Below are 13942 nucleotides of genomic sequence, written 5' to 3'. Positions count from 1 at the left end.
TCGACGTCCGAAAATGCCGGCGCCCACGCCCCGACCCCCACCCCTCGGACCGCTCCGCCGCGTCCGATCTTCCGCACGGACCACCAGGCTCACGGGCGGCACGGGCCACACCCACCCCTGGCCGCGCCACCTCACCCCACCAGGCCCGGCCACCACCCACGCCCCGACGCAGACACGGCGGCCCTTTCCACCCCAGGACCACCCGAGCGAGCCCGGCCCCTCGCCCGGGTTCCGCCAGTCGGCGCGGGGTTCGGCCCGGTCAGCGGCTGCCGCGGGCAGGTCCACCACCACGGCCTTTCCGCCGCCCGACCCCGCCCGCGCGAGCCGGTGTCCGCGCTGCCGGCTCTCGCGGATGCCCGTTCGCCCCATTGACGCATCCCCGCCCCGCACCTACCTTCCGTCGAAGCGCTTCGACATCTTTCATCGAAGCGATTCGACTGCACCTTTCGACGATCCGTCCGACTCCCCCGGAGGCGCAGGATGTTGACGGCACGAAGGCGTACGGCGGCGGCTGCGGCGGCTCTGGGCGGAGCCCTGCTCCTGGCCGCCTGTGGCGGTTCGGACAGCGGCCGCGGCGGTGGTGACGGCCGGACCCTCCGGCTCTGGCACTACGAGGGCCCGGACAGCGCCATGGGCGTGGCCTGGAACGCGGCGATCGAGGAGTTCGAGAAGACCCACCCGGGCGTCGAGGTCGAGTTCGAGGAAAAGGGCTTCGAACAGATCCGCAAGACCGCCCCCATGGTCCTCAACTCCTCCGACGCGCCCGACCTCATGGAGTACAACAAGGGCAACGCGACCGCCGGGCTCCTCTCCAGGCAGGGCCTCCTCACCGACCTCACCCCGCAGGTGAAGAAGCACGGCTGGGACAAGAAGCTCAGCGCGGGCGTCCGTACCACCAGCCGGTACGACGCCGACGGCGTCATGGGCTCCGGCGCCTGGTACGGCGTGCCGAACTACGCCGAGTACACGATGGTCTACTACAACAAGGACCTGTTCGCCGAGCACGGCATCGAGGAGCCCACCACGCTCGCCGAACTCACCGCCGCCATGGACGAGTTCGTCGACGCCGGCATCACCCCGCTGGCCAACGCGGGCGCCGAGTACATGGCGCAGCAGTACCTGTACCAGCTGGCGCTGAGCAGGGCGGACCGCGCCTGGGTGGACGCCTACGAGCTGTACGAGGGCGAGGCCGACTTCCGCGACGCCGCGTGGACGTACGGGGCGGAGACCTTCGCCGACTGGGTGGAGAAGGGGTACATCGACGAGAAGTCGACCGGGGCGAAGTCCGAGGACGCGGGCGTCTCCTTCATCCGGGGCAGGACGCCGATCCTGTTCTCGGGGAGCTGGTGGTACGGCAGGTTCCAGGCGGAGAACACCTTCGACTGGGGCACCTTCCTGTGGCCCGGCACGAACCTCACGCTCGGCTCCGGCGGCAACCTCTGGGTGGTCCCCAAGGGCGCGGAGAACAAGGAACTCGCCTACGACTTCATCGACATCACTCTGTCGGAGAAGATCCAGAACCTGCTCGGCGACAAGGGCGGTGTCCCGGTGGCCGCGGATCCGGCCGCCATCACCGACCCCCGGGCCAAGAAGCTGATCGCCGACTTCAACACCCTCTCCGAGAAGGACGGTCTGGCCTTCTACCCGGACTGGCCGGTCCCCGGGTTCTACGACGTCCTCGTCTCCGAGACCCAGAAGCTGATCACCGGCGACAGCGACCCGGACGCCTACCTGGACGCGATCGGGAAGGCGTACGCGAAGGACGTACCGAAGCGATGACGGCGACCGTGGAGCGCCGTGGCTCGTACGCGCTGTTCCTCCTGCCCGGCGCCCTCGCCTTCCTCGCGGTCGTCGTCGTCCCGTTCCTGATGAACACGGGAGCGAGCTTCACGGACTGGCAGGGGGTCGGCAGCCCGCGATGGTCGGGGCTCGCCAACTACCGGGAGCTGCTGGACGACTCCGCCTTCTGGGCGTCGTTCCGGCACAGCCTGTTCATGGTGGTGGCGATGGCCGCCGTGCCCACCGCGCTCGGACTGGTCCTGGCCGCCGCCCTGTTCGACTTCGTCGGCAAGCACTTCGGCAATCGGGTCACCGCCGTGCTGCGGGCCTGCTTCTACCTGCCCCAGGTGCTGCCGATCGCCGTCGCGGGCATCGTCTGGAGCTGGATCCTCGCCCCCGACGGCGGCTCCCTGAACGAGCTGCTGAAGGCGGTGGGGCTCGGCGGTTGGCAGCAGGACTGGCTGGGCGACCCCGACCTCGCCCTGTACACGGTCATGGCCGTGATGGTGTGGGTGCAACTCGGCTTCCCGCTGGTCGTCTTCATGGCGGGGCTGCAGCGCGTCGATCCGGCCCTGTACGAGGCCGCCGAGCTGGACGGGGCCGGCTGGTGGCGCCGCTTCCGGCACATCACGCTGCCGCAGATCCGGCCCGAGATCCATGTGGTCCTGCTGTGGTGCACGATCGCCGCGCTCAAGGTGTTCGGCGCGGTGTACGTCCTGACGAAGGGCGGCCCCGGCGGCGCCACCGACGTGCCGTCGTACTTCTCCTTCACCACGTTCTTCGAGAAGACCCAGGTCGGCTACGGCGCCGCGGTCTCCACCGTCCTGACCGTGATCGTCCTGGCCCTGGCCCTGGCCGGCCTGAGGCTCCAGACCCGCGCCGAGGACGCCGACGAGGGGGCGCCCACGTGACCGTCCGGAACCCGCGCACGACAGCCGTTTGCCGCTTCCCGGTCCTCGCGGCTCTCTGCGTCGCCGCCCTCTTCATGGTCGTCCCGTTCCTGATCGTGGCCCTGAACGCGGTGAAGTCCCCGGCGGAGTACTCGCGCAGCGGCCCGCTCAGCCTCCCCGAGGGCCTCTACCTCGACGGGCTGGAGGACTTCTGGCAGCGGGTCGACTACGGCCGGAAGCTGGTCAACTCGCTGCTGATCAGCGGCTCGGTGGCGGTCCTGGCCGTGGTCCTGTCCGTGCTCAACGCGTACGCGATCGGCATCGGGCGGCTGCGGGGCCGTACCTGGATCCTCGCCTTCTTCGTGCTGGCGAACGTGCTGCCGCAGGAGGCGCTGGTCTACCCGGTGTACTTCCTCGCCAAGGAGGCCGGCCTCTACGACACCCGGCTGAGCGTGGTCATCGTCTTCACCGTGATCCAGGCGGCCTTCGGCACCTATCTGCTCTCCTCGGTCCTCGGGCGGTTCCCCCGCGAGATCGTCGAGGCGGCCCGGATCGACGGCGCGACCAAGTGGCAGATCCTGTGGCGGATCGTCGTCCCCGTCAGCCGGCCCACCCTCGGTGTGCTCCTGGTCTTCTTCTTCATCTGGACCTGGAACGAGTTCCTGCTCCCCCTCGTGATGCTGATCTCCAACGACAACCAGACCGTCTCGGTGGCCCTCGGTGTCCTCCAGGGCCAGCGCCTGATGGACGCCACGATGACCAACGCGGCGGCCCTGCTCGGTCTGCTGCCCGCGCTCGTGTTCTTCCTCCTCTTCCAGCGCACACTCACCCGCGGCATCGCGGTGGGAGCCGTGAAGTAGGCCCCAGGCCCCGGAAAGGAACCCCCACCCATGAAGTTCACCGACGGCTACTGGCTGCTCCGCGAGGGCGTCACCGCGGCCCATCCGGCCGAAGTCCTCGACGTCACCGCCACGGACGGCACCCTGGCGGTGCACGCCCCCACCCAGCCCGTCCGCCACCGCGGCGATCTGCTGAAGGGACCGGTCGTGAGGATCGACGCCCACGCCCCGATGCCCGACGTCATCGGCATCACCTTCACCCACTTCGAGGGCGAACGGCCCCGCGGCCCGCGGTTCGAGCTGACCACCGAGGAGTTCACCCCGCACACCTCCCACGACGACGAGCACGCCACCCTCACCGCCGGAGAGCTGTCGGTCCGTGTGGCCCGCACCGGCCCCTGGCGCGTCGACTTCCTCGCCCACGGCCGCACCCTCACCACCAGCGGGCCCAAGTCGATGGGCATCATGCGCGAGGCGTCCGGCGCCCACCACCTGCGCGAACAGCTCAACCTGGGCGTCGGCACCTCGGTGTACGGCCTCGGCGAACGCTTCGGCCCGCTCGTCAAGAACGGACAGGTCGTCGACGTCTGGAACGCCGACGGCGGCACGGCCACCGAGCAGGCCTACAAGAACGTGCCGTTCTACCTCACCGACGCGGGCTACGGCGTCTTCGTCGACCACCCCGGCAAGGTCTCCTTCGAGGTCGCCTCGGAGGTCGTGTCGCGGGTGCAGTTCAGCGCGGAGACCCAGCGGCTGACGTACTACGTCATCTACGGCCCGACCCCGAAGGAGATCCTCCGCAAGTACACGGCCCTCACCGGCCGCCCCGCCCTGCCGCCGGCCTGGTCGTTCGGCCTGTGGCTGTCGACCTCCTTCACCACCTCCTACGACGAGGAGACGGTGACCTCGTTCATCGAGGGCATGCGGGAGCGCCGGCTCCCGCTGTCCGTCTTCCACTTCGACTGTTTCTGGATGCGCGAGTTCCAGTGGTGCGACTTCGCGTGGGACCCCCGGGTCTTCCCCGATCCGGAGGGCATGCTGGCCCGCCTCAAGCGCCGGGGCCTCAGGATCAGCGTCTGGATCAACCCGTACATCGCCCAGCGTTCCCCGCTGTTCGCGGAGGGCAGGGACCTCGGCCATCTCCTGCGCCGCCCGGACGGCGACGTCTGGCAGTGGGACCTCTGGCAGCCCGGGATGGCGCTGGTCGACTTCACCAGCCCGGCGGCCCGCGAGTGGTACGCCTCGAAGCTGGAGGCGCTGCTCGCCCAGGGCGTCGACTGCTTCAAGACCGATTTCGGCGAGCGGGTGCCCCTGGACGTGGCCTGGTCCGACGGCACCGACCCGGAGCGGATGCACAACTACTACACCTACCTCTACAACCGCACGGTCTTCGACGTCCTGCGCAAGCACCGGGGCGAGGGCGAGGCGGTATTGTTCGCCCGCTCGGCGACCGTCGGCAGCCAGAGCTTCCCCGTCCACTGGGGCGGCGACTGCGAGTCGACGTACGAGGCGATGGCCGAGTCGCTGCGCGGAGGGCTGTCGCTGGGGCTGTCGGGCTTCGGGTACTGGAGCCATGACATCGGCGGCTTCGAGGGGGACCCCGACCCCCGCGCTGTTCAAGCGGTGGATCGCCTTCGGTCTGCTGTCCTCCCACAGCCGGCTGCACGGCTCGTCGTCGTACCGGGTGCCCTGGCTGTTCGACGACGAGTCGGTGGACGTCCTGCGCGCGTTCACCCGGCTGAAGCTCGGCCTGATGCCCTATCTCCACCAGGCCGCCCGCACCGCCCACACCGAGGGCGTCCCCATGATGCGCGCGATGGTGCTGGAGTTCCCGGACGACCCGGCCTGCGCGCATCTGGAACGCCAGTACATGCTCGGCCCCGACCTCCTCGTGGCCCCCGTCTTCAGCGACGAGGGCGACGTCACGTACTACGTTCCCGAGGGCACCTGGACCCGCTTCGCGGACGGCAGGACGGTCACCGGCCCCCGCTGGGTCCGGGAACGGCACGACTTCACCAGCGTGCCGCTCCTGGTCCGGCCGGGCGCGGTCGTCCCGGTCGGCGCGGTGACCGACCGCCCGGACTACGACTACGCCGACGGGGTCACGCTGCGTGCGTACGGTCTGGCCCACGGGGCCCAGGTCACCGTGCCCGTGGGCGACGTGACCTTCACGGTCGTACGGGAGGGGCGGGTGCTGCGGGCGTCGTGCGGTGACCCGAGGGCGCCGTGGGGGCTCGCGGCCGAGGGCCGGGAGGTCCGGGCGCAGGCGGGCACGGGCTTTCTGACGATGGACCTGGACGAGGAGCCGGCCCCCGCGGGAACGAGGAAGGCGTGACGGTGAAGATCACGGACGTGGCCCGGCACGCGGGCGTCTCCCCCAGTACCGTCTCGTACGCCCTGAGCGGCAAGCGGCCGATCTCGGCCGAGACGCGGGCCAGGGTCGAGGCGTCCATCCGTGAGCTGGGCTACCGTCCGCACGCCGGCGCCCGCGCCCTGGCCAGCAGCAAGTCGAACGTGCTGGCGATGGTGATGCCGTTACGGGCCGGGATCCACGTACCCGTGGTGATGCGGTTCGCGGTCTCGGCGGTCACCACCGCACGGGCGCACGACCACGACGTCCTGCTGCTGACGCAGGAGGAGGGCGAGGAGGGGCTGCGACGGGTGGCGGACTCGGCCCTCGTGGACGCGCTGATCGTGATGGACGTCCAACTCCACGATTCCCGGCTGCCGTTGCTGCGCTCCCTGGACCGGCCGTCGGTACTGATCGGCTTCCCCGCCGACCGTTCCGGCCTGACCTGCATCGACCTGGACTTCCGGACGGCGGGCGAGCTGTGCGTGGAGCATCTGGCCGGGTTGGGGCACCACGTGGTGGCCCTGATCGGCTCCCCGCCCGAGGTCTACGTCCGCCAGACCTCCTTCGCCCAGCGTGTCGTCCAGGGCTTCACCTCCGCCGCGACCAGGAACGGCATGTCCTCCACGGTCCATCCCTGCGAGCCCACCCCCGCGGCCGCCCGGGCGGTGGCGGAGCGCCTCCTGCGGGAACACCCGGCCCTGACGGGGGTGGTCATCCACAACGAGGCGGTCCTGGACCCCCTCGTCGACGCCTTCGAGCACCTCGGCCTCCGCGTCCCGGACGACCTCTCGGTCACCGCCCTGTGCCCGGACGACCTCGCCGCGAACCTCCGGGTCCCCCTCACCTGCGTCGCCATCCCGGCCGCGGAGGTGGGCGAGGAGGCGGTCGCTCTGCTGATGCGCAAACTGGCCGGGACCCCCGTGCCCGAGGCCACCCTGCTCCCGCCCCGCCTGACCGTCCGGGCGAGCACGGCCCCCCGCGTGCCGGGGTGACGGCGGGGCGGGACACGGCATGACAAAGCCCCGCTGCCGTACGGCAGCGGGGCTTCGCCCACATGGGAATTGTGGAGATGGCGGGAATCGAACCCGCGTCCAACGGTGTGGAACCAGGGCTTCTCCGTGTGCAGTTCGCTGTGATTTTCTCGGCCCCGGCGATCACGCGAACAAGTCGCCGACGGGCCCAGTCACTGTTAGATTTCCCTCTTCACCCCGTGACCGGGATCAAGGTTTAGTCCCCTAGCTGATGCCAGGATCCGGGTCGGGAACAGCCCCGGGCTGACACTCCTTAATGCAGGAGCGGTCTCGTCGCTACCTGAGATCAGGCGGCGAGGGAGAACTGCTGCTGCGGAGAATCGCTCTTGGAATTGGCGATTATTTTTTTCGGCCTGTGGTTAACGAGATCGTGGCCGCTTCCTCGACACGCTTCCCCTGCCTCGACATCCGCTGTCGAAACCGATCATCCCCATGTTGTTTTTTCAATCCTCCGAAGAGGCCCTCCGAGGAGGGTGTGCGCACCCGCTGTGAGGTGCGGATGCCATCGTACGTGACCAACGCGAGCGCGTGCCACCGTATTCCTCCCGGGCGGGCCGGAGACTACGCGCGCTGCTTCCGCTTGGCCGCCGCGATCGCCCGGTCCGTCTCCCGCCGGTCCTGCTGCTCGCGCAGCGTCTGCCGCTTGTCGTACTCCTTCTTTCCCCGCGCGAGAGCGATCTCGGCCTTCGCCCGGCCGTCCTTGAAGTACAGGGCGAGGGGCACGATCGTGTGACCCGTCTCCTGCGCCTTGGCCTCCAGCTTGTCGATCTCCTCGCGGTGCAGCAGCAGCTTCCGCTTGCGGCGCGCGGAGTGGTTGGTCCAGCTGCCCTGGTGGTACTCGGGGATGTGGGCGTTGTGCAGCCATGCCTCTCCCCGGTCGATCTGGACGAAGCCGTCGGCCAGCGAGGTCCGGCCCTCGCGCAGCGACTTGACCTCCGTGCCGGTGAGCACGAGCCCGGCCTCGTAGGTGTCGATGATCGCGTAGTCGTGCCGGGCCTTCTTGTTCTGGGCGACGATCTTCTTCTTGCCGCCCTTCTCGCCGTCCCGGCCCTTGGTGGCCGCCCCGCCCTGCTTGGGCTGGGACTCCTTCGGTACGTACATTCCCTTGCTCATAGTGCCGCCCATTTTCGCACTACGAAGGGGGTCCGCGGGAAGCCGATTAACGAGGGCGGCTCACTGCCCGAGTCCGCTCAGCACGGTCTCGGCCCGCTGGAGGGCGTCCTCGTCCGCTTCGAGGTCGGGGGTGATGCCGCGGCCGTCGACGCCCCGGCCGGAGGGGGTGCGGTAGTGGCCGACGGTCAGTTCGGCGACGGAGCCGTCGGGCAGGCGGCTCGGCATCTGCACCGAGCCCTTGCCGAAGGTGCGGGAGCCGACGACCACCGCGCGGCCCCGGTCCTGCAGCGCTCCGGTGAGCAGCTCGGCCGCGCTCATCGTGCCGCCGTCGACCAGCACGACCAGCGCTCTGGCGGTGTCGCCGCCGGGTTCGGCGTGCAGGGCCCGCTGCTCGCCGTTGACGTCGTAGGTGGCGACGAGGCCGCCGTCGAGGAAGGCGGAGGCGGCGGTGACCGCCTCGGCGACCAGACCGCCGGAGTTGCCACGGAGGTCGAGGACGAAGCCCGCCGAACCCGCGGACCGCTCGACGGCCTCGCGTACGACGTCCCCGGAGCCCTTGGTGAACGCGTCGACGGTGATGACACCGACCCCGCCGGCGGTACGGCTCACGGTCACGTCCTCGGTGGACAGCCGGGCCCGGCGCAGGGTCTCGTGGAGGGTTCGGGAGCCGCGCCGCAGCTCCAGCGACACCTCCGTACCGGCGGCCGCGCTCTCGGGGGTGCCGGTGTTCCCGGTCCCCCCGTCGATCGCGTCGCCGCGGAGTAACGAGACGACCTCGGTGACCGGACGTCCGTCGACCTTCTCCCCGTCGACGCCGACCAGCCGGTCGCCCGCGCGGATCCCGGCGTCGGCGGCGGGGGAGCCGTCCTGCACCCGGGCCACCTCGACGTGGCCGTCGCGCCGCAGCCGGGCCCAGAGGCCGACACCGGTGTACTCGCCGTCGAGGGCCTCCTCGAACTGCTCGTACTCGCCCTCGGAGTAGACCGCGCCCCACCGGTCGCCGCTGCGGCTGACGGCCCGCTCGGCGGCCTCCACCGGGGACTCACCCTCGGCCATGGCCGCCGCGGCGGCGTCGGCGACGTCCTGCTCCCGGCCGGCCGGGGCGGAGCGGGAGGGCTTCACGACGGCGGCCGTCCCGCCGGGCGGGTCGTCGAAGCAGCCGGTCGCGGCGCCCGTGGCGAGCACACTCGCGAAAACGAGGGTCAGGGCGGCCCCGCGGCGGATGCGGCGGGGCTGGGAAAACAGGTCGCGGCCTGACATGTCGGCGAGTCTAGGACAACGCGAAGGGCCGTACCGCTCCTTGCCGGTACGGCCCCAGGGGCATGCGTCACACCTTCAGGTACTTGCGCAACGCGAAGAAGGCGGCCAACGCGGGCATCAGGAAGCTCGCCGCGAGGATGAGCGGCAGCTTGGTCAGCACGGCGTCCCAGCCGACGAAATTGATCAGTGGCAGGTTCTGGGACAGTGACACCCCGTTGTCGATCACGAAGTACTGCCCGAGGATCAGGAAGGCACAGGCGATCGTGCCGCCGATGATCCCGGCGACGGCGGCCTCCATGATGAACGGCGCCTGGATGTAGAAGCCGGAGGCGCCGACCAACCGCATGATCCCCGTCTCACGCCGGCGGCTGAAGGCCGAGACACGCACCGTGTTGACGATCAGCAGCAGCGCCACGATCAGCATGACGGCCATGACACCGCGCGCCGCCCAGTTCAGATAGCCGAGCAGCCGGAAGAGGTTGTCCAGGATGCCCTTCTGGTCCTGCACCGACTGCACACCGTCACGGCCGTTGAAGGCGCTCGCGATGACCTGGTACTTCTCCGGGTCCTTCAGCTTGATCCGGTACGACTCCTGCATCTGGTCCGGAGTGAGGCTGCTGGCCAGCGGGGAGTCGCCGAACTGCTCCTTGTAGTGCTTGTACGCCTCGTCCTGCGACTCGTGCTCGACGTTCTCGACGACCCCCATCTTGTCGAGATCGGACTTGATCTGCTTCTTCTGCTCGGTCGTGACCGCGCCCTTGGCGCAGTTGGGGTCGGACTCCGCGTCACTCTTGTTGCAGAGGAAGACCGAGACGTTGACCTTGTCGTACCAGTAGCCCTTCATCTGGCCGACCTGGTCGCTCATCAACAGCGATCCGCCGAACAGGGCGAGGGACAGGGCGACGGAGACGATGACGGCGAAGGTCATCGTGAGGTTGCGACGGAGACCGACACCGATCTCCGACAGGACGAACTGGGCGCGCATGGCGTTCCGCTAAGCCTTTCCGTGGGCGGGGGCGGTCAGTGCTGGTAGCCGTAGACGCCGCGTGCCTGGTCGCGGACGAGGCGGCCCTTCTCCAGCTCGATGACGCGCTTGCGCATCTGGTCCACGATGTTCTGGTCGTGGGTCGCCATCACCACGGTGGTACCCGTCCGGTTGATCCGGTCGAGCAGCTTCATGATGCCGACGGAGGTCTGCGGGTCGAGGTTGCCGGTGGGCTCGTCCGCGATGAGGAGCTTCGGCCGGTTCACGAAGGCCCGCGCGATGGCCACGCGCTGCTGCTCACCACCGGACAGCTCGCCGGGCCGGCGCTCCTCCTTGCCACCGAGGCCGACCAGTTCCAGCACCTGCGGCACGGACTTGCGGATCTCGCCGCGCGACTTGCCGATGACCTCCTGGGCGAAGGCGACGTTCTCACCGACCGTCTTGTTCGGCAGCAGCCGGAAGTCCTGGAACACCGTCCCGAGCTGGCGGCGCATCTGCGGCACCTTCCAGTTGGACAGGCGCGCGAGATCCTTGCCCAGGACGTGCACCTGTCCCTGGCTGCACCGCTCCTCGCGGAGGATCAGCCGCAGGAAGGTGGACTTGCCGGAGCCGGACGACCCCACGAGGAACACGAACTCGCCCTTCTCGACCTCCAGGGACACATCCCTGAGTGCGGGGCGGGTCTGCTTGGGGTAGACCTTGGACACGTTGTCGAATCGGATCACGGATGCACCACAAGCCGTCGGGAATGGATGGACGAGACTGTACCGCCCCCGGCCCGGTGAGGGGCGCGGGGAAGTGCGCGACGAGCCCCCACGGGCTCCCGGCGGCGTGACGGGGGGCACCCTCCCCTTTCCCGGGCCCCCGCGCAACCTCCCGGGGAACCTGGCACAGTGGTGGGGAGGAACGGTCCGCTTCCGCGAAGCGTTGAGGTATGTGTGAGGCCATTGCAAGGAGGGCGAGGCGCATGACGTACGACCGGTTGGTGTGCGCGAACTGCGCGTCCCCCGTCGCCGAGGGCCGCTGCCATGTGTGCCGGGCCAGCCGCGAGCGACTCCAGCAGGAGAACCCCTTCGCGAGCCTGAGCCCCATGACCTTGATCGCCCTCCTGGCGATCCTGATAGCGGCGGTGGCGCTGCTGGCGCACCAGACGGCATAGAGAGCGGCACAGAGGTACGACGAAGGCCCGGGGCTGGCTGCCCCGGGCCTTGCGTCTGTGTACGGCTGTGCGCGCGATCGCGGACGATCAGGCGGCCGCGCCGCGGCCGACCATCAGGCGCGGCAGCAGACGGAAGCCGATACCGCCGGCGATCATCGTGGCGGCACCGATCACCAGGAACGCGGTCTCGGTGGCACCGGTCTCGGCCAGCTCGCCGCTGCCGGCGCCCTGGGCCTGCGTCTCCGAGCCCGTGTCCGTGAGTGCCGAGGAGCCCTCCTGCTGGACGGCCTCGTCGTTGCCACCGTCGGGGTCGGTGCCACCGGAGGTGGAGCCGCCGTCGGTGGAACCGCCGGAGGTGGAGCCGCCGTCGGTGGAGCCGCCCGAGGTCGAGCCGCCGTCCGTGGAACCGCCGGAGTTGGAGCTGCCGTTGGAGGAGCCACCGGAGTTCGAACCACCGGAGTTCGAGCTGCCGTTGGACGTCGAGCCGCCGGAGTTCGAGCTGCCGTTGGAGGAGCCACCGGAGTTCGAGCTGCCGTTGGACGTCGAGCCGTTGGACGACGAGCCGTTGGAGGTCGTGCCCTCGGACGTGGTGCCCTCAGAGGTCGTGCCCTCGGAGGTCGTGCCCTCGGACGTGGTGCCTTCGGAGGTCGTCCCCTCGGAGGTCGTCCCCTCGGAGGTCGTCCCCTCGGAGGTCGTCCCCTCGGAGGTCGTCCCCTCGGACGTGGTGCCTTCGGAGGTCGTGCCCTCAGAGGTCGTGCCCTCAGAGGTCGTGCCCTCGGACGCACCGATGCTGGTGCCCTCGGTGTCGTTGCCGGTCTGGACCGAGACACCGGCCTCGACGGAACCACCGTCGTCGGTGCTGACGCCGACGCCGACACCGAGGTCCAGCGCGGAAGCGGCACCCGCGGCGGTCAGCGACGCGCCGGCGGCGATCACGGCACCGGCGGCTATTCGCGCCACGCGGATCCGCGTCTTCTTCGTCATATGGCTGCTACCCCCAGTAGCTATCAGTAGATGGAGCAGCGCCCGGGGCCGCGATCAACGGGAGCAGTCGGTTGGGTCGAAGTCCCCCGGTTCACATGCACCCCAGTAATGCGCATGCCATACGCCAGACTTCCCAGTTTTCGCAGCAACGTCAAGGTCGTTGCGCGCGCGATGTCCCGTTCACCGCATTTGGTCACGACAACGACATGTGAGTGTGACGCACTACCCAGACATCCCCCCACACACATGGCAACCGCCTTCCGATGGAAGGCGGTTGCCATGTCGACAAAGCTCTGTTTCGGGGCGTCCTACTTGTCCTGCTGCTTGCGCCAGCGAATTCCGGCCTCCAGGAAGCCCTCGATCTCGCCGTTGAACACGGCCTCGGGGTTGCCGACTTCGTACTCGGTGCGGAGGTCCTTGACCATCTGGTACGGGTGCAGGACGTACGAACGCATCTGGTTGCCCCAGGAGTTGCCGCCGTCTCCCTTGAGCGCGTCCATCCTGGCCTGCTCCTCCTGCCGGCGCCGGTCGAGGAGCTTGGCCTGGAGGACGTTCATCGCGGACGCCTTGTTCTGGATCTGCGAACGCTCGTTCTGGCAGGAGACCACGATGCCGGTGGGGAGGTGGGTCAGCCGCACCGCGGAGTCGGTGGTGTTGACGCCCTGGCCGCCGGGCCCGGACGAGCGGTAGACGTCCACGCGCAGCTCGGACTCGTCGATCTCGATGTGGTCCGTCTGTTCGACCACGGGCAGTACCTCGACACCGGCGAAGGAGGTCTGGCGCCGCCCCTGGTTGTCGAACGGCGAGATGCGCACGAGACGGTGCGTGCCCTGCTCCACCGAGAGCGTGCCGTAGGCATACGGCACCTGTACGGCGAAGGTGGTCGACTTGATGCCGGCCTCCTCCGCGTACGAGGTCTCGTAGATCTCGGTCTTGTAGCCCTTCTGTTCCGCCCAGCGCAGGTACATCCGCTGCAGCTTCTCGGCGAAGTCGGCGGCGTCCACGCCACCGGCCTCGGCGCGGATGTTGACGAGGGCCTCACGGGAGTCGTACTCGCCGGACAGGAGGGTACGGACCTCCATCTCGTCCAGCGCCTTCCGGACGGAGGCCAGCTCCGACTCGGCCTCGGCGCGGGTGTCCGGGTCGTCCTCCTCCTCAGCCATCTCGAAGAGGACACCGAGGTCGTCGATCCGACCGCGCAGCGCCTCCGCCTTCCTGACCTCGGCCTGGAGGTGGGAGAGCTTGCTGGTGATCTTCTGCGCCTCGTCCGGGTTGTCCCACAGGGACGGCGCGGCCGCCTGCTCCTCGAGCACGGCGATGTCTGCCCTCAGTTTGTCGAGGTCCAAAACGGCCTCGATCGACTCCATGGTCGAGGAGAGGGACTTCAGCTCTTCGGATACATCGACGACTGCCACGCCCCCAGCGTAACGGCTCCGCCGGGTGAGCCATGCGGGGTGCCGGGTACGTCGTCGGCCGCGGCCCGGCGGGAGCCGGTCGCGCAGTTCCCCGCGCCCCTTGATGCATGGGGTGAGCCCGGGTTACCAGGGGG

At 69.5% G+C, this 13942-nt stretch carries 11 protein-coding genes, 1 other RNA gene and 1 pseudogene; 6 read left to right on the top strand and 7 right to left on the bottom strand.

The features are described from left to right. Positions 1 to 480 precede the first annotated feature (480 nt). The 5 genes and pseudogenes from ACFU5F_RS19785 (at position 481) to ACFU5F_RS19765 (ending at position 6853) form a co-directional block, all read left to right on the top strand. Positions 481 to 1779, top strand: a complete 1299-nt coding sequence (locus ACFU5F_RS19785; protein WP_383888708.1) for an extracellular solute-binding protein — start codon at positions 481 to 483, stop codon at positions 1777 to 1779. Then, positions 1776 to 2690 (top strand): carbohydrate ABC transporter permease, encoded by a 915-nt coding sequence (locus ACFU5F_RS19780; RefSeq protein WP_383888705.1) that lies wholly within the window; start codon positions 1776 to 1778, stop codon positions 2688 to 2690. Before ACFU5F_RS19785 ends, ACFU5F_RS19780 begins: the two co-directional genes overlap by 4 nt. Before the next feature lie 74 nt (positions 2691 to 2764). Then, positions 2765 to 3529 (top strand): carbohydrate ABC transporter permease, encoded by a 765-nt coding sequence (locus ACFU5F_RS19775; RefSeq protein ID WP_383888873.1) that lies wholly within the window; start codon positions 2765 to 2767, stop codon positions 3527 to 3529. Between the two features lie 30 nt (positions 3530 to 3559). Further along, a pseudogene (gene yicI / locus ACFU5F_RS19770) lies at positions 3560 to 5843 on the top strand (alpha-xylosidase). Next, positions 5840 to 6853, top strand: coding sequence for a LacI family DNA-binding transcriptional regulator (locus tag ACFU5F_RS19765; RefSeq protein ID WP_383888703.1), 1014 nt, complete (start codon positions 5840 to 5842; stop codon positions 6851 to 6853). The pseudogene yicI and the gene ACFU5F_RS19765 overlap by 4 nt, the downstream one beginning before the upstream one ends. A gap of 69 nt (positions 6854 to 6922) precedes the next feature. Here ACFU5F_RS19765 and ssrA read toward each other — a convergent pair. From ssrA to ftsE, 5 genes are all read right to left on the bottom strand, one after another. Continuing rightward, positions 6923 to 7324, bottom strand: a transfer-messenger RNA (tmRNA) gene (ssrA, locus tag ACFU5F_RS19760). Between the two features lie 129 nt (positions 7325 to 7453). Further along, positions 7454 to 7993: an SsrA-binding protein SmpB gene (gene smpB / locus ACFU5F_RS19755; protein ID WP_383888870.1), complete on the bottom strand. Its 540-nt coding sequence runs from the start codon at positions 7991 to 7993 to the stop codon at positions 7454 to 7456. A 72-nt stretch (positions 7994 to 8065) separates the two neighbouring features. Further along, positions 8066 to 9265, bottom strand: coding sequence for a S41 family peptidase (locus ACFU5F_RS19750; protein WP_383888700.1), 1200 nt, complete (start codon positions 9263 to 9265; stop codon positions 8066 to 8068). Positions 9266 to 9332: 67 nt separating this feature from the next. Further along, positions 9333 to 10250 (bottom strand): permease-like cell division protein FtsX, encoded by a 918-nt coding sequence (gene ftsX / locus ACFU5F_RS19745; protein ID WP_318811942.1) that lies wholly within the window; start codon positions 10248 to 10250, stop codon positions 9333 to 9335. Between the two features lie 35 nt (positions 10251 to 10285). After that, on the bottom strand, positions 10286 to 10975 hold the full coding sequence (gene ftsE / locus ACFU5F_RS19740) for a cell division ATP-binding protein FtsE (RefSeq protein ID WP_005486827.1): 690 nt from the start codon (positions 10973 to 10975) through the stop codon (positions 10286 to 10288). A gap of 242 nt (positions 10976 to 11217) precedes the next feature. On the opposite strand from ftsE, the gene ACFU5F_RS19735 reads away from it, so the two are divergent. Beyond that, entirely contained in the window at positions 11218 to 11409 is a 192-nt protein-coding gene (locus tag ACFU5F_RS19735) for a hypothetical protein (protein ID WP_005486830.1), read from the top strand. Positions 11410 to 11496: 87 nt separating this feature from the next. Here ACFU5F_RS19735 and ACFU5F_RS19730 read toward each other — a convergent pair whose 3' ends face one another. Further along, a complete protein-coding gene (locus ACFU5F_RS19730) occupies positions 11497 to 12393 on the bottom strand; it encodes a hypothetical protein (protein WP_383888696.1) in 897 nt (298 codons plus the stop codon). Between the two features lie 308 nt (positions 12394 to 12701). Continuing rightward, positions 12702 to 13808, bottom strand: coding sequence for a peptide chain release factor 2 (gene prfB, locus ACFU5F_RS19725; RefSeq protein WP_383888693.1), 1107 nt, complete (start codon positions 13806 to 13808; stop codon positions 12702 to 12704). Positions 13809 to 13942 lie beyond the last annotated feature (134 nt).

The organism is Streptomyces sp. NPDC057438 (assembly GCF_042802995.1).
Classification (GTDB): domain Bacteria; phylum Actinomycetota; class Actinomycetes; order Streptomycetales; family Streptomycetaceae; genus Streptomyces.
The sequence above is the reverse complement of the archived record's forward strand: the minus strand, read 5'-3'. Positions and strand labels throughout refer to the sequence as shown.